Raw genomic sequence first — 18,828 nt, forward strand, 5'->3', positions numbered from 1 at the left:
GCGCGCGGCGCGGCGCGGCGCGCGACGACGGCCGCGACGGCCGCGAGCGCGAGGCCGCCGACGGCGATGCGGGCGGCGCCGAGCACGAGGGGGTCGGTGGTGGGGCCGAGCGCCTGCGCGGTGCCGGTGGTGCCGAAGCAGACGGCGGCGAGGAGGACGGCGAGGACGGCGCGCACCCGCGGATTGTTACACAATCACTGGAATGGCGTCGCGGCGACGACGCAGCCCCCGGTAGCGTCGCCGCGCATGACCCCCGACGCACACCTGCGCCAGGTGGCCGACGACGCGATCGCGTCCGCCACGACCGACCCCGACGACGACACCGACGCCCTCGCCGGCGTCGTCGCCCGCGTGACCCGCACCGCCCCGGGCGCGCCGCCCGACCCCGCGACGTCCGAGGTGCTGCTCGACGCCGCGTGGGGCGCCGCCGACCGGCGGACCCGCGCACCCCTGACGCCCGCGCACCGCGTGGCCATGGCGTCGGGGTCGAAGGGCCTCACCGCGCTCGCGACCCTCGCGCTCGTCGCCGACGGCACGCTGGCCCTCACCACCACCGCGCGGTCGCTGCTCGGCGACGACCTCCCGCTCGTCGCCGACGACGTCACGGTCGAGCACCTGCTCGCCCACCGCTCCGGCATCGGCGACTACCTCGACGACGACGCCGACCTCACCGAGCACCTCATGCCCGTGCCCGTGCACCGGCTCGTCGACCCCGAGGACTACCTGCCGATCCTCGACGGCCACCCGACGCTGTTCCCCGCGGGCAGCGACTTCGCGTACTGCAACGGCGGGTTCGTGCTGCTCGCGCTGCTCGCGCAGCGCGCCTCGGGCGTGCCGTTCCACACGCTCGTGCGCTCGCGCGTGCTCGAGCCCGCGGGCATGGCGTCGACCGGCTACCCGCGGTCCGACGCGCTGCCCGCCGACGCGGCGACCGGGTACGTGCTCGTCGACGGCGAGTGGCGCAGCAACGTGCACCACCTGCCCGTCGTGGGCGGCGGCGACGGCGGCGCGTACACCACGACGGCCGACGTCGAGCGGCTGTGGGGCGCGCTGCTGTCCGGGCGGATCGTGCCCGCGGACCTCGTCGCCCGGATGCGGGAGGTGCTCAGCGACACCGAGGACGGCCGCTACGGGCTGGGCCTGTGGCTGCCCGAGCCGGACGGCGCGGTCTCGCTCGAGGGTCAGGACACGGGCGTGTCGTTCTGGTCGCAGCACGACCCGAGGACGGGCCTGACGATCACGGTGGCCGGCACGACGGCCGACGCGGCCTGGCCCGTCGCCCGCGCGCTGCGGGAGGCGCTGGACGCCTGACCGTCCGGCGGACGCCGTCCGCGGGTGGGACGCCCGCGGGATACTCGTGCGACCGCGTCGAGAGGACCCTCATGACCACGCTGCGCTCGATCCTGCTGTTCGTGGCCGCCGCCGGGCTCGAGATCGGCGGGGCGTGGCTCGTGTGGCAGGGGCTGCGCGAGCACAAGGGCTGGGTGTGGGTCGGTGCGGGCGTCATCGCTCTGGGGCTGTACGGCGCCGTGGCGACGCTGCAGCCCGACGCGCACTTCGGGCGGATCCTCGCGGCGTACGGCGGCGTGTTCGTGGCCGGGTCGCTCGCGTGGGGCATGGTGGTCGACGGCTTCCGGCCCGACCGGTGGGACGTCGCGGGGGCGCTCGTGTGCCTGGTCGGCGTCGCGCTCATCATGTACGGGCCGCGCGCGGCCGCCTGACCCGGCGCCGGGCGCCCGGCGCGGGGCCGCCGCCCCGGCACGCGCGCGACCTGCGGCGTCGTGACGTTTGTGCGTGCGGGCGGCCGTGCACCAGGCTGGGCCCGACGGTCCGGGACGCACCGGCCGCGCGACGGCGGGAGCGGACATGGGCAAGCCCAGGCGGGTCGGGATCCTCACCGCGGGCGGCGACAGCCCCGGCCTCAACGCGGCGATCCGCGGGTTCGGCAAGACCGCCATCGCGCACTACGGCATGGAGCTGTTCGGGTTCCGCGACGGCGTCACGGGCCTGGTCGAGAACCGGTACGTCGAGCTCGACGGCAAGGCGCTGTCGGGGATCCTCACGGTCGGCGGCACGATCCTCGGCACGAGCCGCGACAAGGTGCACCGGTACGTCGTGGACGGCGAGCCGCAGGACATGGTGCCCCGCGTCGTCGAGAACTACCGCGCGCTCGGCCTGGACGCGCTCATCATGCTCGGCGGCGGCGGGACCGCGAAGAACGCGATGCGCCTGGTCGACGCGGGGCTCAACGTCGTGCACCTGCCGAAGACCATCGACAACGACATCGCCGAGACCGACACGACATTCGGGTTCGCGACCGCCACCGAGATCGCCACCGAGGCGGTGGACCGCGTGCACTCGACCGCGCACAGCCACCACCGGATCATCCTCACCGAGATCATGGGGCACCGGGCGGGCTGGCTGACGCTCGCGGCGGGCATCGCCGGCGGCGCCGACATCATCCTCATCCCCGAGATCCCCTACACGATCGAGTCGGTCGCGGAGACGATCAAGCAGCGCACCGCGCGCGGCTCGTCGTTCTCCGTCGTCGCCGTCGCGGAGGGCGCGCGCGACGTCGACGACACCGCCGACTACGAGGCGGCGCAGCTGCTCGTGAAGTCCGCGAAGACCCCCGAGGCGCGGCGCGCCGCGAAGACGCACCTCAAGCACGTCGAGGACGCGCAGCGCGAGCACTCGTTCAAGCTGGCCCGCGAGCTCGAGGCAGCGACGGGCCTGGAGTCGCGCGTGACGATCCTCGGGTACGTGCAGCGCGGCGGGGCGCCGTGCGCCGCCGACCGGCTGCTCGCGACGCGCCTCGGGGCGGCCGCGGCCGACCTGGTGCAGCGCGGCGAGTTCGGCGTGATGGTCGCGGCGCGCGGCGACGAGGCCGTGCCCGTGCCGCTCGCGGACGTCGCGGGCAAGGTCAAGCTCGTGCCCACCGACCACGCGTGGATCGCCGCCGCGCGGCAGGTGGGCACGGGCCTGGGCGACTGAGCGTCAGCCCGCGAGCCCGGCCACGAGCCGCTCGGCCACCGCGCGCGCGGCCGCGAGCGCGGACTCGTCCGCGTCGACCGCGGGGAACCCCTGCGGCAGGCCCGCGAGGACCTCGTGCAGCAGCGCGCGCCGCCGGGGTGCGCGCTGCGGCACGGGCAGGGTCTGCAGCGCGGCCGCGAGCCGGTCCAGCAGCGCGGCGGGCAGCAGCGCGTCCCAGCGGTCGCGCTCGGCACCGCGCCCCCACGTGGTCGCCGCGCGCGGCACGTCACGCAGCGCCTCGGTCGCCGCGGCGTCGACCTGCCCGTCGACGACCGCCACGCCGTAGTCGCGGCGCGCGGCCCCGACCGACACGAGCCCCGACACGACGTCCGCCAGCACGGCCGCGACGTCCCGCTCGAACGGGTCGCCGTAGCCGCCCGCACCGGCCGTGCGCAGCACCACGCGGTCGCCGGGCGCGAGGGGCACCGTGTCGACCACGACGAGCCGCCGCTCGTCGGGGCGCCCGGGGTTCACCAGCAGCTCGGTGGCCGCGCCCGCGCCGCCGCCCGCGTAGCCCCACGGCCGGAACCGCGTGCGCTCGAGGCCGCGCGCCAGGAGCGACCCGTGCTCGAGCGCCTCGATCTCGAGCTCGAGGCCGCAGCCGCCGCGCCACCGCCCGGGACCCGCCGAGTCGGGGCGCACGTGGTAGCGCAGGACGCGCACGCCGACCGTGGCCTCGACCACCTCGACCGGGTTGTTGGCGAGGTTGGAGATGCCGCTGTCGCGCCCGTCGACGCCGTCGGCGCCCGCACGCCCGCCGGTGCCGCCGACCATCGGCTCGACGACCTGCACGGTCCCGCCCGCGGCCGACGCGAACACCACGGGCACGACCAGGCCGCTGGACGCCGCGGGCAGCACGTCGGGTGCGGCCTGCACGAGCGCACCGGACACGACGTCGTTGACGCGGGACACGGTCGCGTGGCGCACGCCCACCGCGGCGGGCTCGCGCGCGTTGAGCAGCGTGCCGTCGGGCGCGTGCAGGTCGACGACGTCCATGAGCCCGCCGTTGAGCGGCACGTCGGGGTCGAGCGTGCCGACGAGGGCGAACACCCGCGTGAGGACCCACGAGTGCGCGCGCCCCTGCGTGACCATGTTGAGCGCGGCCTCGACCTGCGGGTCGGTGCCGGTGAAGTCGAGGCGCAGGTGCCCGCCGCGCACGGTCGCCCGGAGCGCGACCCGCAGCGGCAGGTCGCTCACGGCGTCGTTGTCGAGGTAGTCGTCGAAGACGTACTCGCCGTCGGCGAGGCGGGACAGCGCGCGCCGGGCCCGCGCGGCCGTCTGCTCGCGCGCGTGCGCACCGATCTGCGCGAGCCCGTCCCCGGGGTGCGCGGCGACGAGGTCCGCGACGCGCGTGCGGCCGCGGTCGAGCGCCGCGAGCATCGCGTGCAGGTCGCCGTCGTTCTGCTCGGGCGTGCGGGAGTTGGCGCGCAGGAACGCGTCGACGGCGGGCACGACGCGGCCGCCCGCGACGTACTTCACGGGCGGGATGCGCAGCCCCTCGGCGTGCACGGTGTCGTTGCGCACGCTCACCGACGACGGCACGCGCCCCCCGATGTCGGACACGTGGATGAACGTCCAGCCGTACCCGACGACCTCGTCGCCGTCGAAGTACGGCGCGATCGCGTGCACGTCCGGCAGGTGCGTGGACAGCGCCCCCGAGGTGTACGGGTCGTTGGTGAGCACGACGTCGCCGGGCGCGAGACCCTCGCGCTCGGCGACCGTGCGCACCGCGTGGGACACGTCGAGCCCGAGGAACCCGGAGACGCCGATGCCCTGCGGGTAGGCGACGAACCGGCCCGAGGTGTCGGCGATCGCGCACGCGAAGTCCGCGGTCTCGCGCACGTACAGGCTGCGGCTCGCGCGCTGCAGCGTGAGCGACATCTCCTCGGTCGCGGCGACCAGACGCGTCTGGCCGAGCTCGCGCTCAAGCACCGTGAGCACTGCGGTCCCCTCCCTGCGTGGTGGCCGTGCGGGTGAGCACGAGGTCGGCGGCGGCGTCGAGCGTGACGGTCCATCCGGGCGGCACGACGACGCTCGTGTCGCCCTTCTCGACCACCGCCGGCCCGGGCACGGCGTCGGTCGTGCCGTCGGGCGCGGGGGCGAGCACGGCGGCGTCGTGCCAGCGGCCGTCGACCCGCAGCCGCCGGTGCGCGACCGTGCGCAGGCCGTCGCGGGCCCCGGTGCGCACGACGGGCGCCTGCGCGCCGCGCACGGCCACGCGGACGGCCTCGACGACGACGGGCACGCTCGGGTCGGCGAAGCCGTGGTAGCGCGTGTGCGCCTGCGCGAACAGGTCGGCGACGTCCGCGGCGCGCAGCGGCGGGAGCCCGGCGCGCACGTCCGGCGTGCCGACGTGCGCGACGTCGACGGTGAGCGTGGTCGGCTGCGCGTCGTAGCGGGCGTCGACCGCGACCGTGAGCTCGCCCTCCGTGCCGACGCCCTGCTCCTGCAGCCAGTCCACGGCGGTCGCGGCGAGCGCACGCACGACCGCGTCGACCTCGCGCGTGCCCGCGTCGTCGGCGCGCGCGTGGATCGAGCGCACGAGGTCGCGCCGCACGGGCGCGAGGGCCGCGCCGAGCGCGCAGAACGTGGCGGCGGCGGCGGGCACGACGACCCGCCGGACGCCGAGCTCGTGCGCGAGCAGCGCGGTGTGCGTGCCGCCGGCACCGCCGAACGCCACGAACGTGAACGCGTCCGGGACCTCGCCGTGGCGCGCGAGCACGGTGCGGACCCGGGTGGACATGCCGGCGGTCGCGGTGCGCAGCACGGCGTCGGTGACGCCCGTCGCGTCGTCCGTGCCGGGGTCCGCGAGCGCGGCGCCGAGCGCGTCGAGCGCCGCGGTCGCGGCGGCCGCGTCGAGCCGCATGCGGCCCTGCAGGAACGCGCCGTCGGCGATCGCGCCGGCGTGCACGTACGCGTCGGTGAGCGCGGGGTGCTGCCCGCCCTGGCCGTACGCGACGGGCCCGGGCACGGCGCCGACGCTGCGGGGGCCGACGCGCAGCGCGACGACCGCGCCCGACCCGTCGGCCCACGCGACGGACCCGCCGCCGGCCCCGATCGCCTCGACGTCGACCACGGGCATCGTGAGCGGGTGGTCGCCGATCGACGTCGTCGTGGTGACCGCGGGGTGCCCGGACCGCACGACGCCGATGTCGCTGCTGGTGCCGCCCATGTCGAGCGTCACGACGTCGCGGTCGGGCCAGAGCAGCCCGGCGGCCGACACGCCCGCGGCGGGGCCGGACAGCACGGTGGTGACGGGGCGCTCGAGCGCGGCGGCGAGCGACACCGAACCGCCGTTGGACGTCGAGATGAACAGGGGGGCGGTGAGGCCGAGCTGCGCGACCCGGTCGCGCAGCGACGTGAGGTACGCGGTCATGAGCGGCCGGACCTGCGCGTCGAGGACCGCGAGGACCGTGCGCTCGTACTCGCCGGACTCGGGCCACAGCGCGCCCGCGGACGTGACGGGCACCCCGAGGTCGGCGGTGAGCCGCGCGGCGAGGGCGGCCTCGGCGGCGGGTGCCGCGTACCCGCCCACCAGGCAGACCGCGACCGCCGCGGCGGTCGTCGCCGCGAGCGCGTCCCGGGCCGCGGCGTACGCGGGCTCGTCCAGCGTCGCGACGGGGGTGCCGTCGGCGCCGAAGCGCAGGTCGACCTCGACGACGCGGTCGCGCGGCACGAGCGGTGCGGGCGGCGCCGCGTGCAGGTCGAACGAGCGGGGCAGCCGCGCGCGGCCGATCTGCACGAGGTCGCGGTGCCCGCGGGACGTGAGCACCGCGACGCGCGCGCCCCGGCGCTGCAGGATCGCGTTGAGCCCGATGGTCGTGCCGTGGGTGACCGACGCGACGTCCGCGAAGGCCACGCCGCGTTCGGCGAGGCCGCGCAGCCCCTCCTCGACCGCGGCGGCCGGGTCGTGGGGCGTGCTGGCGACCTTGTGCGCGACGAGGCGGGACAGGTCGTGGCCGGTGCGGTGCGCGGGCACGGCGACGAGGTCGGTGAACGTGCCGCCGACGTCGACGCCGACGCGCCACCGGGGTGCTGCGGTCATGGTGGGGTCCTAGAGGAAGCGGGAGATGCGCAGGGTGCGGTCGAGGACCGCGATCACCGCGACGGCGGCGACGAGCATGAGCGTGGAGATCGCGGCGACCGACGGCTCCATCTGCACCTGCACGGCGGAGTAGACGCGCACGGGGACGGTCACGGTGCGGGCGCCGGACACGAACACCGACACCGCGACCTCGCCGAGCGAGATGACGGCGGCGAGGAACGCGCCCGCGACGATCCCGGGCCGCAGCAGCGGCACGGTGACCGTGAGGAACGCGCGCAGCGGGGACGCGCCGAGGTCCTGCGCGGCGCGCACGAGGCGCGCGTCGAGCGCGGCGGCGCTCACGGCCACGACCCGCACGCAGAACGGGAACGTGACGACGACGTGCGCGAGCACGAGCCCCACGGCGGAGCCGACGAGGCCCGCGACCTGCAGCTGGTGCAGCAGCGCGAGCCCGAGCATCACGGACGGCACCATGATCGGCGACACGAACAGCAGCGAGAGCGCACGCCGGCCGCGGAAGTCCCCCGCGCCGACCGCGTACCCGCCGAGGGTCCCCAGCAGCACGACCACGGGCACGACGACGAGCAGGAGCCGCGCCGAGACCGCGAGCGACGACACCCACGCGGGGTTGCCGAGGACCTCGCCGTACCACCGCAGCGAGAAGCCCTCGGGCGGGAACCGGAAGCTGTTCTGCGCCGCGAACGAGCTGACGACGACGACCACGAGCGGCAGCAGCAGGAACGCGCACACCAGGGCGACGGGGACCGCGGCCGCGACGCGGCCGGCCGTGCGCCGGTGCGTGCGCGACCGGTCAGCCACGGGTCCCCCGTTCGGCGAGGCGACCGACGGCGGTGACGACCGCGCACACGACGAGCGTCACGAGCAGCAGCACGAAGCTCAGCGCGGCCGCGCGGGGCTGGTTGAACGTCACCATCGCCTCGCTCTGCACGCGCAGGCCCGCGAGCGGCTGGTTCGCCCCGCCGACGAGCAGCGGGGTCACGTAGATCCCCATGGTGAGCGAGAAGACGATGACGGCGCCCGCGACCAGGCCGGGCGCGGACAGCGGCAGCACGACCCGCCGGAACGTCTGCGCGGCGGACGCGCCGAGGTCGGCCGACGCGCGCAGCACGGCGTCGTCGATGGCCCCGAGCGACGCCGTCAGGGCGATGACCGCGAACGGCAGCAGCACGTGGACGACCGCGAGGAACACGGTCCACGGCGAGCGCAGCAGCGGCAGCGACGCGTCGGTGAGGCCGAGCGCCTGCAGCGTGCGGTTCACGGGCCCCTCGCCGGCCATGACGATGCGCCAGCCGAAGGACCGCACGACCTCGGACGCGAGCAGCGGCGAGAGCGTCACCGTGAACACGAGGGTCTTGCGCCACCCGTGCGCGGCGCGCGCGAGGTACCACGCGACCGGGTACGCCAGGACGAGGCAGGTCACGCTGACGCGCACCGCGAGCGACAGGCTCTCCAGCAGCGAGCGGTACAGGTAGGGCGTGGTGAGCACCTCGCGGTACTGCCGCAGGCTGAACCCGGGCAGCGCGAAGTTGAACGCGTCGGTGGGTCGCAGCGACAGCACCAGGAGGCCCGCGAGCGGCAGCAGGAACGCGACGAGCACGAACACGGTCGGGAGCACGGCGGGCACGACGCCCGGGCGCACGCGGGGCCACCGCCGTGCGCGGGGCGCCGCCGCGACCGCGCTCACGCGGCGCCGTCCTCGTCGGCGAGCGGCACGACGGCTCCGGGCTCCCAGTGCAGCGCGACCGACGTCCCGACGGGGTGCGGCGCGGTGTCGGCGGGGGGCGAGACCAGCAGCGTCCGTCCGTCCGCCGTGCGCACGCGGTAGTCGTACCGCTCGCCGCCGAAGCCGACGGACACGACCGTGACGACGGAGCCCTCCGGGTCGGTGCCGGTCACGGCCCGCAGCCGCAGCACCTCGGGCCGCAGCGCGACGCGCGCCGGCGCGGGCGCGGCGACGTCGTAGGGACGCCCCAGCACCCGGGGCTCGCCGCCGGGCCCGGTCCGCACGTCGAGGACGTTCGCCGCGCCCACGAAGTCCGCGACGAACGCGGTGCGCGGGCGGCGGTACAGGTCCTCGGGGGTGCCGACCTGCTCGAGCCGGCCGCCCGCGAGCAGCACGACCCGGTCGGACGTCGCGAGCGCCTCCGACTGGTCGTGCGTGACGAACACCATGGTGGTGCCGACCTGCTGCTGCAGCTCGCGCAGCTCGTGCCGCATGTACCGGCGCAGCTTGGCGTCGAGGTTCGACAGCGGCTCGTCGAGCAGCAGCACGCGCGGGCGGGTGACCAGCGAGCGCGCGATCGCGACGCGCTGCTGCTGCCCGCCGGACAGCTGCCGGGGGTACCGGCCGGCGAAGTCCTCGAGGCCGACGAGCGCGAGCGCCTCGGCGACGCGCGCGTCGCGCTCGGCGCGCGGGACCTTGCGGGCGCGCAGCCCGTACTCGAGGTTCCGGCGCACGGTCAGGTGGGGGAACAGCGCGTAGCTCTGGAAGACCATGCCGGTCTCGCGGCGGTGCGGCGGGACGTGCGTGACGTCCTCGCCGTCGATGTGCACCGTGCCGGCCATGGGCTCGACGAAGCCCGCGAGCGCGGACAGCAGCGTGGACTTCCCGCACCCGGAGGGTCCGAGCACGGAGACGAACTCGCCCGGCTCGACGGTGAGCTCGTCCAGCGCGAGGACGAGCTCACCGTGGTAGCCGAGCCGCAGGTCACGGACCTCGACGCGTCCCGACGTCATCAGCCGAAGATCTCCTGCCAGCGCGCCTGCAGGTCGGCCAGCTGCGGCGTGATCGCCTCGTAGTCGACCCATACGAAGTCGTCGTACGCGCCGGGGCCGCTGGTGATCTGCTCGGCGAACTTCTCGGGGTAGACGTTGGTGTCGTTCGACGCCGCGTACCAGGTACCCTCGGAGAAGACCGGCTGGTGCTCGGGCGACGCGAGGTAGTCGAGGAACGCGTACGCGAGGTCCTCGTGCGTGGTGCCCTCGGTGACGAAGAACGAGGTCAGCGCGCCGACGGAGCCCGACGCGGGGTACGCGTAGCCGATGGGCAGGCCCTGGTTCTGCTGGACGAACGCGCGGCCGTCCCAGTGCGCGGAGATCCACGCGTCGCCGTTGGCGAGCGCCGTCTCGACGGACGTGCCGTCCGCCGGGAACGCGGACGCGCAGTCGGCGAGGTCCTGGAGCCGGTCGAACGCGGCGTCGACGTCGGCCGGGTCGGTGAGGGAGCCGCCGGCCTCGTTGACGAGACCGGCGAGGAACTCGACGCCCGTGTTGAAGGTGAGCGGCGAGACGCCGACGTGGCCGCACAGCTCGGGCCGGAACACGTCCGACCAGTCGGTGGGCGGGTCGGTGACGAGGTCGGTGCGGTAGGCCAGGCCGGTCGACCCGACGGTGAGCGGCAGCCCGTACTGCACGTCGCCGACGTTGCTCTGCGCGACGAGCGTCGTGTTGAGGTCGGCCCAGTCGGCGACGCGGTCGGTGTCGAGGGGCTGCACGACGCGCGCGGCGACGGCGCTCGGGATGACGTTCGGCGTGAACGCGACGAGGTCGTAGGCGGGCTCGCCGCCGGACGACGAGCGCAGCGCGGTGAGCCACTCGGCGGGACCGCCGGGGACCAGCTCGACGGTCGCGCCGGTGGCCTCCTCGAACGGCTCGACGAACGCCTTGGTGAACGACTCGCCCCACGAGCCGGCGTACGCGGCGACGGTGAGGGTCTGGCCGGACAGGTCGCCGTCGGCGGTGGCGTCGCCGGACGTGCCGGTGCCGCCGTCGGTCGAGGCGCCGCAGGCGGTGAGGGTGAGCGCGGCGACGGACAGCACGGCGCCGGTGCGCAGCGCGGTGAGAGAGGTGGCGCGGGAGGTGGTGCGGGGGGACATGGCGACGTGCTCCTGGGGTGGGTCGACGGGTCAGCGGGGCGCGACGGACGGACATCGGTCCGTCCAGCGCAGCTGCTCCTCGAGGTCCCGGCCGACCTGCAGCAGCAGGCCGTCGCCGCGCTGACGCCCGACCAGCTGGACGCCCAGCGGCAGCCCGTCGTCGTCGACGTGCGTCGGCAGCGACAGCGCGGGCGAGCCGATGACGCTGGGCACGGTCGTGAAGGCGAGCGTGCGCTCGTAGACGGCGCAGGTGCGCGACGTCGGGCCCCCGGCGGCGAGGAGCTCGGCGCGGACCTCGCCGACCGCGGGGACGCGCGTCGCGGTCGTGGGGGTCACGAGCAGGTCGAGGTCGTCGAACAGGTCCGCGACGATCTGCCGCGCGAGCTCCTGGAAGCGCAGGACCTCGCGCACGTAGGTGGTCGCGTCGATCCCGGCGGCGTGCGCGAGGTGCCGCTGCACGTGCGCGGGCAGCAGCTCGGGCCGCGGCGGCGGGTCGAGCGCGAGCCACGTCGGGATGATCGTGCGCGGGTAGATGTCCATGACCTCGGCGGTGGCCGCGCTCGGGTGGACGTCGACGACGTCGTGGCCCGCGGCCCGGAGCCGGTCCGCGACGCCGCGCGCAGCCGCGGCGCACGCGGGGTCGACGTCGATCGCGGGGTCGAACGCCTCGGTGAGCAGGCCGACGCGGAGCGCGGGCGTGGGGCGCTCGAGCGCGGCGACGAGGTCGGGCGCGGGCCCGCCGCGCAGCGTCCACGCGTGCCGGTCGTCGCGCGCGAGGTGCGTGTGGACGTAGGCGCTGTCGCGCACGGTCCGCGTGATGGCGCCCTCGACCGCACCGCCGGCCCAGCCCTGCACGCGCGTGGGCAGCAGGCCGCGGGACGGCTTGAGGCCGACGACGCCGCAGAACGCGGCGGGCACGCGGATCGAGCCGCCGCCGTCGCTCGCGAGCGAGACGGGCACGATCCCGGCCGCGACCGACGCCGCGGAGCCGCCGCTGGACCCGCCGGGCGACCGGTCGAGGTCCCAGGGGTTGCGGGTGACGCCCCAGCGGTCGCTCTCGCCCGACGTGGTCATGCCGAGCTCGGGCGCGGCGGCGCGCCCGACCTGCACGAGGCCTGCGTCGACGGCGGCGTCGACGAGCAGCGCCGAGCGGGGTGCGGGGTCGTCGTCGTACGCGAGCGACGCACGGCCCTGGGGCTGACCGGCGACGGCGAAGAGGTCCTTGACCGTCATCGGCACGCCCGCGAGCGGGGGGACGTCGCGGCCGTCGGCGACGAGCGCGTCGAGGCGGGCGGCGCGCGCGAGCGCGGCGTCGTCGTCGCGCCAGACGACGCTGCGGACGTCCTGGTCGAGCCGGTCGATCGCGTCGAGCGCGCGCTCGACGACCGCCACGGCGCTCAGGGCGCCCGAGCGCACGCGCTCGGCGATCCCCGTCACCGAGTTATCTAGCGGATGATTTCCCGACACATTTGGTGAAGATAGTGGAGACCTGGTCGGGCGTCCATCGGCCTCACGCGACTCTCACCTGCTGAGATCGCCCCGGGCCGCAGCGGCACGAGCGCCACGGGGTCGCGAGCCCGTGCGCACGGACGGCCTCGCACGCGGCACCGGGGTACCGCTATGTTCTCGGATGTTATGGCCCAGGGACCGACGCGCCAGGGGGCGCCACGCGAGGACGTCACCGACCTCCTGCTCACCGACGTGCAGGGGCTGCCGCCGCGCGCGCTCACCGAGCTGCTCGTCAGCCGCATCACCGACGGCTCGCTGCCGCCGGGCACCCGGCTGCCCACCATCAAGGACCTCGCCGCCGCGAGCGGCGCGAGCACGTCCTCGATCGCCGCCGTGTGGGCGCGCCTCGTCGAGAAGGGCCTCGTGCGCACGCGCCGCCGCGGCGGCACCGTCGTCGTCGGCGCCGACGCGTGGCCGCAGGCCGCCGCCCCCCGCGAGTTCGACGGCTGGGCGTCCGTCGACCTCACGAGCGCGCACCCCGCCGCCGAGGACCTGCCCGACCTGCGCCGCGCGTTCGAGCTCAGCCTCGCCGAGCCCCGCACCCACTCGCTCGCGCGCGAGCACATCACCGACCTGCTGCGCACCGCCGTCGAGGGCGAGTGGCCGTTCCCCGCGCAGGAGTGGAGCACCGTCTCCGGCTCGGGCGAGGCCGCGCTGCTGACCTGCGAGGCCGCGACCCCGCCCGGCGGGACCGTCGCCGTGCAGGAGCCCACGACCCCGGGCACCGTCGCCAACCTGCGCTCGCTCGGCTACCGCGTCGTGCCCGTGACGTCGGACGAGCGCGGGCCCGAGCCCGGCTCGCTCGCGGCCGCGCTCGCCGCCGGCGCGACGACCTTCTTGCTGCAGCCCGAGGGCACGCTCACGGTCGACAGCGTGCTCGACCCGCACCGCGCCGCCGAGCTCGCGGACGTCCTGCGCACCCGGGCGCCGCACGCCTGGGTCGTCGAGGAGGACGTCCTCGGCACGCTGCACCCCGGTGGCACCCACACGCTCGGCACGCTCCTGCCCGACCGGGTCGTCCGGCTCGCGTCGTACTGCCGCGCGTTCGGCCTCGACCTGCGCACCACCGTCGTCGGCGGCGCGCGCGAGCTCGTCGAGCGCATCCGCCTGCTGCGCAGCCACGGGATCCTCGCGCAGAGCCGCATCCTGCAGAACGCGCTCGCGCACATGCTGCTCGACCCCGCCGCGCGCGCGTTCGCCGACGCGGCGGCCCGCGACTACCTCACGACCGCGCAGAACCTCGTCGCCGCGCTCGCGGACCTCGGCACCGACGCCGTCGTGTCCCCCGGCGGCCTGCTGGTCTGGCTGCCCGCGCACGACGAGGCGCAGGCCCTCGCCGAGCTCTCCGGCCACGGCATCACGCTCGTCGCGTCGGGCCGGACGTTCGTCGGCGCACCCGCGCGGCCCCTGCTGCGGGTCGCGAGCCCGCAGCTGCCCGCCGACGCGCACCTCGCCGAGCTCGCGCGGCTGCTGGCCGACGCCGCACGCTCCCAGGTCGCGGCCACGTGACCCCCGCCGAGCGCGTCCGCGCGACCCTCGCGGGTGAGCGACCCGACCGCCCCGCCGTGACCGTGTGGCGGCACTGGCCCGGCGCCGACCAGGACGCCGCCGCGCACGTCGACGCCGAGGTCCGGCACCGCGACGCGCTGGACCTCGACGTCCTCAAGCTCACGCCGTCCGCGGCCTACCTCGCCGAGGGCTGGGGCGCCCGGACCGTCGACCGCGGGGACCCCCTGGGCGTCCGCGACTACCTGCACCGGCCCGTGAGCGAGCCCGCGCACTGGCACGCGCTGCCCGAGCTCGTGCCGGCCGACGTCGTGAGCCTCGCGCGCGAGATCACGACCGTGCGCCTCGCGCGCGCACGCGTCGGCCCCGACGTGCCGGTGCTCCCGACCGTGTTCAGCCCGCTGTCCGTCGCCCGGTACCTCGCGGGCGAGGACGTGCTGCTGACGCACCTGCGCGACGACCGCGCGGCCGTCGTCGCGGGCCTCGCGACCATCACGCGGACGCTCGTCGCGCTCGTCGAGGCGCTCGTCGACGCCGGGGCCGACGGCGTCTACCTCTCGCTGTTCCCCGCCTCGCACCGCCTGGTCGACGCCGGCACGTACCGCGAGGTCGCGCTCGACGGCGACCGGCAGGTCCTCGAGGCCGCCTCCGCAACCTGGCTGCGCGTCGTGCACTTCCACCTCCCCGAGCCGCTGCTCGAGGTCGCGCCCGCGCTGCCCGCCGAGCTCGTCAGCTGGGAGCACACCGGACCCGGCCCCGCGCTGGCCGAGGGCATGCGCCTGACGGGACGCCCGGTCCTCGGCGGCGTCGACCAGGTCAGCGTGCTGCGCGACGGCACGCCGGCGGGCGTCCGCGCGGCCGTCCGCGCGGCGTGGGCGGCCACCGGCGGGCGCCTGGTCGTGGCACCGGCCTGCTCGTACCCGCTCGCCGTGCCACCCGCCCACCTGCGGGCCCTCGTCGAGGAGACCCGGGCCCTCGGGGGCTAGGGTCACGGCACGGGAGGTGGTGTCGTGGGCTGGGTCGAGCACGCGATCTGGTGGCACGTGTACCCGCTGGGTGCGGTGGGGGCGCCGGTGCGCGAACCCGACGCCGCGCCCGCGCCGCACCGCCTCGACCGGCTGCTGCCGTGGCTCGACCACGTCGTCGCGCTCGGCGCGAACGGCCTGCTGCTGGGACCGGTGTTCGCGTCGTCGACGCACGGCTACGACACGACGGACCACTACCGCGTCGACCCGCGTCTGGGCACGGACGCGGACCTCGACCGGCTGCTCGCGGCGGCGCGCGAGCGCGGCCTGCGCGTGCTGCTCGACGGCGTGTTCCACCACGTCGGCGCCGAGCACCCGCTGGTCGCGCAGGTCCTCGCCGAGGGCCGCGACGGACCGCGCGCCGGGCTCCTGCGCGTCGACTGGGACCACCCCGACGGCCCCCGCACGGCGGACTTCGAGGGGCACCGCGCGCTCGTCGCGCTGAACCACGACGACCCGGCGGTGGCCGCGTACGTCACCGACGTCATGACGCACTGGCTGGACCGCGGCGTGGACGGCTGGCGGCTCGACGCCGCGTACGCGGTGCCGCCCGCGTTCTGGGCGCGCGTGCTGCCGGCGGTGCGCGAGCGGCACCCCGACGCGTGGGTGGTCGGCGAGGTCATCCACGGCGACTACGCGGGGGTCGTGGCGGCGTCCGGCATGGACTCCGTGACGCAGTACGAGCTGTGGAAGGCCGTCTGGAGCAGCCTGCTCGACCGCAACTTCTGGGAGCTCGACCACGCGCTCGGGCGGCACACGACGCTCCTCGAGGCGTTCGTGCCGCAGACGTTCGTCGGCAACCACGACGTCACGCGGATCGCGACGCAGGTGGGCCCCGAGGCGGCCGTGCTCGCGCTCGTCGTGCTGATGACCGTCGGAGGCGTGCCGTCGCTGTACTACGGCGACGAGCTCGGCTGGACGGGGCTCAAGGAGGAGCGCGAGGGCGGCGACGACGCGATCCGGCCCGCGCTGCCCGCGTCGCCCGCGGACCTCGACGACGGCGCCCGCGCGTCGCTGGCCGTGCACCGCGAGCTCGTCGCGCTGCGCCGCCGGCACGCGTGGCTGCACACCGCGCGGACCACCGCCGACGAGCTGTCGAACACGCGCTACCGGTACACCGCGACGTCGGCCGACGGCGCGCACCGCCTGCACGTCGAGCTCGACGTCACCGACGCACCGCACGCGACGGTGCGGGACGCCGACGGCACGGTGCTGTTCGCGCGCTGAGCGCGAGCTCCGCCCGGTCGCGCGGCGCACCGACGTCAGACGCGGACGACGACCTTGCCGCGCACGTGCCCGCCGGCCACGAGGTCGTGCGCCGCGGCGGCGTCCGCGAGGTCGAAGACCTGCGCGACGTCGACCTTCACGGCGCCGTCCTCGATGAGCGCGGTGAGCGCGTCCAGGTCGGCCGTGCTGGGCCGCACCCACACGTAGTGGCCGCCGAGCTCGGTGCGCGCGTCGGCCGAGACGATCGACGCGACCGTGCCGCCGTCGGCGAGCACCGCGCGCGTGGTGGCGACGAGGTCGTCGCTGCCGTAGTCGAGCACGACGTCGACGCCCTGCGGCGCGAGCGCGCGCACGCGGTCGACCAGGCCCTCGCCGTACGTCACGGGCTCGGCGCCCAGCGCGCGCAGGTGGTCGTGGTTGCGCTCGGACGCCGTGCCGATGACGCGCACGCCCCGGGCCCGCAGGATCTGCACCGCGAACTGCCCCACGCCGCCGGCGGCGGCGTGCACGAGCGCGGTCTGCCCCGCGGCGACGCCCGCGCGCTCGATCGTCTGGAAGGCCGTGAGCCCGGCCAGCGGCACGGCCGACGCCTCCTCGAAGCTCAGCGACGCGGGCTTGCGCGCGAGCGTCCGCACAGGTGCGGCCACGTACTCGGCGAACGTGCCGCCGTGCAGCCAGTCGCGGCGCACGTACCCGTAGACCTCGTCACCCACGGACAGCTCCGGGGTGTCGAGGCCGACGCGCTCGACGACGCCCGCGACGTCCCAGCCCGGCACGGCCGGGAACTGGATGTCCATGATCGGGTCGAGGTACCCCTGGCGGACCTTGAAGTCGACGGGGTTCACGGACGCGGCGCGCACCCGCACGAGCACGCTGTCGGGGCCGACCTTCGGCTCCGGGAGGTCGGTGAGCTGCAGGACGTCGGAGCCGCCGAAGCGGTCGTAGGTGATGGCACGCATACCAGGGCAACCACGCCCCGGGGCCGTCGTGTTCCCGCACCCCGCGCGCCGTCAGGGCGACGTGGGCCACTCGCGCGCGAGCACCGCGTACCGGTAGGCGTCGTGCCACACGGGCGCGCCGTCGGGCGCCGTGCGGAACGTCGCCGCCTCGACCAGGTGCGCCTCGCGCCGCATGCCGAGGCGCTCCAGCAGCCGCCACGACCTCTCGTTGCGCGGGTCGCAGCCCGCGACGACCCGGTGGGCGCCCGCCGCGAACGTCCGGTCGACGAGCGCGCGCGCCGCCTCGGTCGCGTACCCGCGGCCGCCGTGCGCGGGGTGGAAGACGAAGCCCAGCTCCCACGTGAGCGGCTGCGGGGCCGACGCCAGGTACACGTGCCCCACGAGCACGTCGCCGTGGCAGACCGCGACGAACCGCGGGTCGTCGGCCCGCTCGGCCGCCTGCCGGTCGCACGCCGCACGGTCCTGCGGGCCGGAGGGCTCGAACCGCACGACGTCGGGGTCGCCGAGGTACGCGTGCAGCACCGCACCGTCGTCGGGGCGGAAGTCGCGCAGGGTCAGGCGCTCGGTCGTGATCGGGTCCACCCGGGCAGCGTCCCGCCCACCGCACGGGCCGACGCGGGACGTCCGTCCCCACCACCACCCCGCCGCAGCCCGCACCCCGCACCCGCACCCCCCGCACCCCCCGCACCGCCGACGGACAGCGGCACGGACGACGGACAGCGGCACGCGGGTGTCCGTCGCGCCGTGGCGCTGCCCGTCGAGGAGGACCGGGCGAGGTGGGGCTCGGCGCGGGGGTCACGCGAGCAGGTCGAGGACGAGGGTCGTCGCGATGGTCGCCATCACCGCAGCGATCACGGCGTCGAGGACGCGCCACGCGGCGGGGCGCGCGAACACGGGGCGCAGCAGCGCGGCGCCGTACCCGAGCGCGGTGAACCAGACGACGCTGCCGACGCACGCCCCGGCGGCGAACCACCACCGGGCGTCCCCGTGCCCGGCGGCCACGGACCCGAGCAGCACCACGGTGTCGAGGTACACGTGCGGGTTGAGCCACGTGAGCGCGAGGGTCGTCGCGACGACCGCGCCGAGCCGCACGCGTCCGCCCGGCCGCGCGCCGGTGGCCGTCGTCCCGGTCCCGCCGTCACCACCCCGTTCGCGCGCGACCCGGCCGTCACCGGTCGCGGCCGGGAGCGCCGCGCCCCCGTCGACCGCCGCCTCGGCCGGCGGGTCACCGGCCCCCGCCCCGACGGCGACGAGCGGGGCACCACCGGGTGCCGCACCGGCCGCGACCGGCACCGGCTCGACCACGAGCGTCTCGCCGCCCCGCACCGCGCGCCGGGCCGCGAGCGCGCCGTAGGTGAGCAGCACCCCGGCGCCCAGCACGGTCATGACGACCGTGAGCGTGCGGCTGGCGGCGATGGTGCCGCCGACGCCCGCGGTGCCGACGACGATCAGCACGACGTCCGACGCGGCGCACACCGCGACGACGGCGCCGACGTGCTCGCGGCGCAGCCCCTGGCGCAGCACGTGCGCGTTCTGCGCGCCGATGGCGACGATGAGCGCGAGGCCGAACCCGAGGCCGGCGAGGGCGGACGTCCACATGCGGACGACGCTAGGCACCGCTCGATCAC

General features: G+C 76.4%; 16 protein-coding genes. 6 read left to right on the plus strand and 10 right to left on the minus strand.

From position 1 onward, the window contains the following. The first annotated feature begins 246 nt into the window (after window positions 1-246). The 3 genes from CS2_RS10150 (at window position 247) to CS2_RS10160 (ending at window position 2,994) form a co-directional block, all read left to right on the plus strand. Window positions 247-1,311, plus strand: coding sequence for a serine hydrolase domain-containing protein (locus CS2_RS10150; RefSeq protein ID WP_082740068.1), 1,065 nt, complete (start codon window positions 247-249; stop codon window positions 1,309-1,311). A 71-nt stretch (window positions 1,312-1,382) separates the two neighbouring features. Beyond that, window positions 1,383-1,721 carry a YnfA family protein gene (locus CS2_RS10155; protein ID WP_046529585.1) on the plus strand — a complete coding sequence of 113 codons (339 nt, stop codon included), beginning with the start codon at window positions 1,383-1,385 and terminating at the stop codon, window positions 1,719-1,721. Between the two features lie 145 nt (window positions 1,722-1,866). Beyond that, a complete protein-coding gene (locus CS2_RS10160; protein WP_087510517.1) occupies window positions 1,867-2,994 on the plus strand; it encodes a 6-phosphofructokinase in 1,128 nt (375 codons plus the stop codon). 3 nt (window positions 2,995-2,997) lie between these two features. Here CS2_RS10160 and CS2_RS10165 read toward each other — a convergent pair whose 3' ends face one another. The 7 genes from CS2_RS10165 to CS2_RS10195 are packed head-to-tail and all read right to left on the minus strand — an operon-like array spanning window position 2,998 to window position 12,441. Further along, window positions 2,998-4,974: a hydantoinase B/oxoprolinase family protein gene (locus CS2_RS10165; RefSeq protein WP_070319890.1), complete on the minus strand. Its 1,977-nt coding sequence runs from the start codon at window positions 4,972-4,974 to the stop codon at window positions 2,998-3,000. Continuing rightward, entirely contained in the window at window positions 4,958-7,078 is a 2,121-nt protein-coding gene (locus CS2_RS10170; RefSeq protein ID WP_070319891.1) for a hydantoinase/oxoprolinase family protein, read from the minus strand. The genes CS2_RS10165 and CS2_RS10170 overlap by 17 nt, the downstream gene beginning before the upstream one ends. Before the next feature lie 9 nt (window positions 7,079-7,087). Then, window positions 7,088-7,897 carry an ABC transporter permease gene (locus CS2_RS10175; protein WP_070319892.1) on the minus strand — a complete coding sequence of 270 codons (810 nt, stop codon included), beginning with the start codon at window positions 7,895-7,897 and terminating at the stop codon, window positions 7,088-7,090. Further along, window positions 7,890-8,783 (minus strand): ABC transporter permease, encoded by an 894-nt coding sequence (locus tag CS2_RS10180; RefSeq protein ID WP_217997379.1) that lies wholly within the window; start codon window positions 8,781-8,783, stop codon window positions 7,890-7,892. Before CS2_RS10180 ends, CS2_RS10175 begins: the two co-directional genes overlap by 8 nt. Then, window positions 8,780-9,835: an ABC transporter ATP-binding protein gene (locus CS2_RS10185; protein WP_070319893.1), complete on the minus strand. Its 1,056-nt coding sequence runs from the start codon at window positions 9,833-9,835 to the stop codon at window positions 8,780-8,782. The genes CS2_RS10180 and CS2_RS10185 overlap by 4 nt, the downstream gene beginning before the upstream one ends. Further along, window positions 9,835-10,974 carry an ABC transporter substrate-binding protein gene (locus CS2_RS10190; protein WP_070319894.1) on the minus strand — a complete coding sequence of 380 codons (1,140 nt, stop codon included), beginning with the start codon at window positions 10,972-10,974 and terminating at the stop codon, window positions 9,835-9,837. Before CS2_RS10190 ends, CS2_RS10185 begins: the two co-directional genes overlap by 1 nt. 30 nt (window positions 10,975-11,004) lie before the next feature. Further along, window positions 11,005-12,441 carry an amidase gene (locus CS2_RS10195; protein ID WP_082740070.1) on the minus strand — a complete coding sequence of 479 codons (1,437 nt, stop codon included), beginning with the start codon at window positions 12,439-12,441 and terminating at the stop codon, window positions 11,005-11,007. A gap of 168 nt (window positions 12,442-12,609) precedes the next feature. Here CS2_RS10195 and CS2_RS10200 point away from each other — a divergent pair, with 168 nt between their 5' ends. The 3 genes from CS2_RS10200 to CS2_RS10210 are packed head-to-tail and all read left to right on the plus strand — an operon-like array spanning window position 12,610 to window position 16,241. Beyond that, complete coding sequence (locus CS2_RS10200; protein WP_070319896.1) at window positions 12,610-13,992, plus strand: aminotransferase class I/II-fold pyridoxal phosphate-dependent enzyme; 1,383 nt, start codon at window positions 12,610-12,612, stop codon at window positions 13,990-13,992. Then, the gene (locus CS2_RS10205) at window positions 13,989-14,975 is read left to right on the plus strand and encodes a uroporphyrinogen decarboxylase family protein (RefSeq protein ID WP_070319897.1); all 987 of its coding nucleotides are present in this window, start codon (window positions 13,989-13,991) and stop codon (window positions 14,973-14,975) included. Before CS2_RS10200 ends, CS2_RS10205 begins: the two co-directional genes overlap by 4 nt. Before the next feature lie 24 nt (window positions 14,976-14,999). Then, window positions 15,000-16,241, plus strand: coding sequence for an alpha-amylase family protein (locus CS2_RS10210; RefSeq protein WP_070319898.1), 1,242 nt, complete (start codon window positions 15,000-15,002; stop codon window positions 16,239-16,241). Between the two features lie 35 nt (window positions 16,242-16,276). Here the strand turns inward: CS2_RS10210 and CS2_RS10215 are convergent, their stop codons facing one another. The 3 genes from CS2_RS10215 to CS2_RS10225 all read right to left on the minus strand — a co-directional run bounded on the left by CS2_RS10215 (window position 16,277) and on the right by CS2_RS10225 (window position 18,799). Further along, a complete protein-coding gene (locus CS2_RS10215; protein WP_070319899.1) occupies window positions 16,277-17,200 on the minus strand; it encodes an NADP-dependent oxidoreductase in 924 nt (307 codons plus the stop codon). A 51-nt stretch (window positions 17,201-17,251) separates the two neighbouring features. Next, complete coding sequence (locus tag CS2_RS10220) at window positions 17,252-17,782, minus strand: GNAT family N-acetyltransferase (protein ID WP_070319900.1); 531 nt, start codon at window positions 17,780-17,782, stop codon at window positions 17,252-17,254. A 213-nt stretch (window positions 17,783-17,995) separates the two neighbouring features. After that, window positions 17,996-18,799 carry a LysE/ArgO family amino acid transporter gene (locus CS2_RS10225; protein ID WP_070319901.1) on the minus strand — a complete coding sequence of 268 codons (804 nt, stop codon included), beginning with the start codon at window positions 18,797-18,799 and terminating at the stop codon, window positions 17,996-17,998. Window positions 18,800-18,828: the final 29 nt, after the last annotated feature.

Source organism: Cellulomonas iranensis NBRC 101100 = JCM 18110, from assembly GCF_001552375.1.
In the GTDB taxonomy this organism is placed as follows: domain Bacteria; phylum Actinomycetota; class Actinomycetes; order Actinomycetales; family Cellulomonadaceae; genus Cellulomonas; species Cellulomonas iranensis.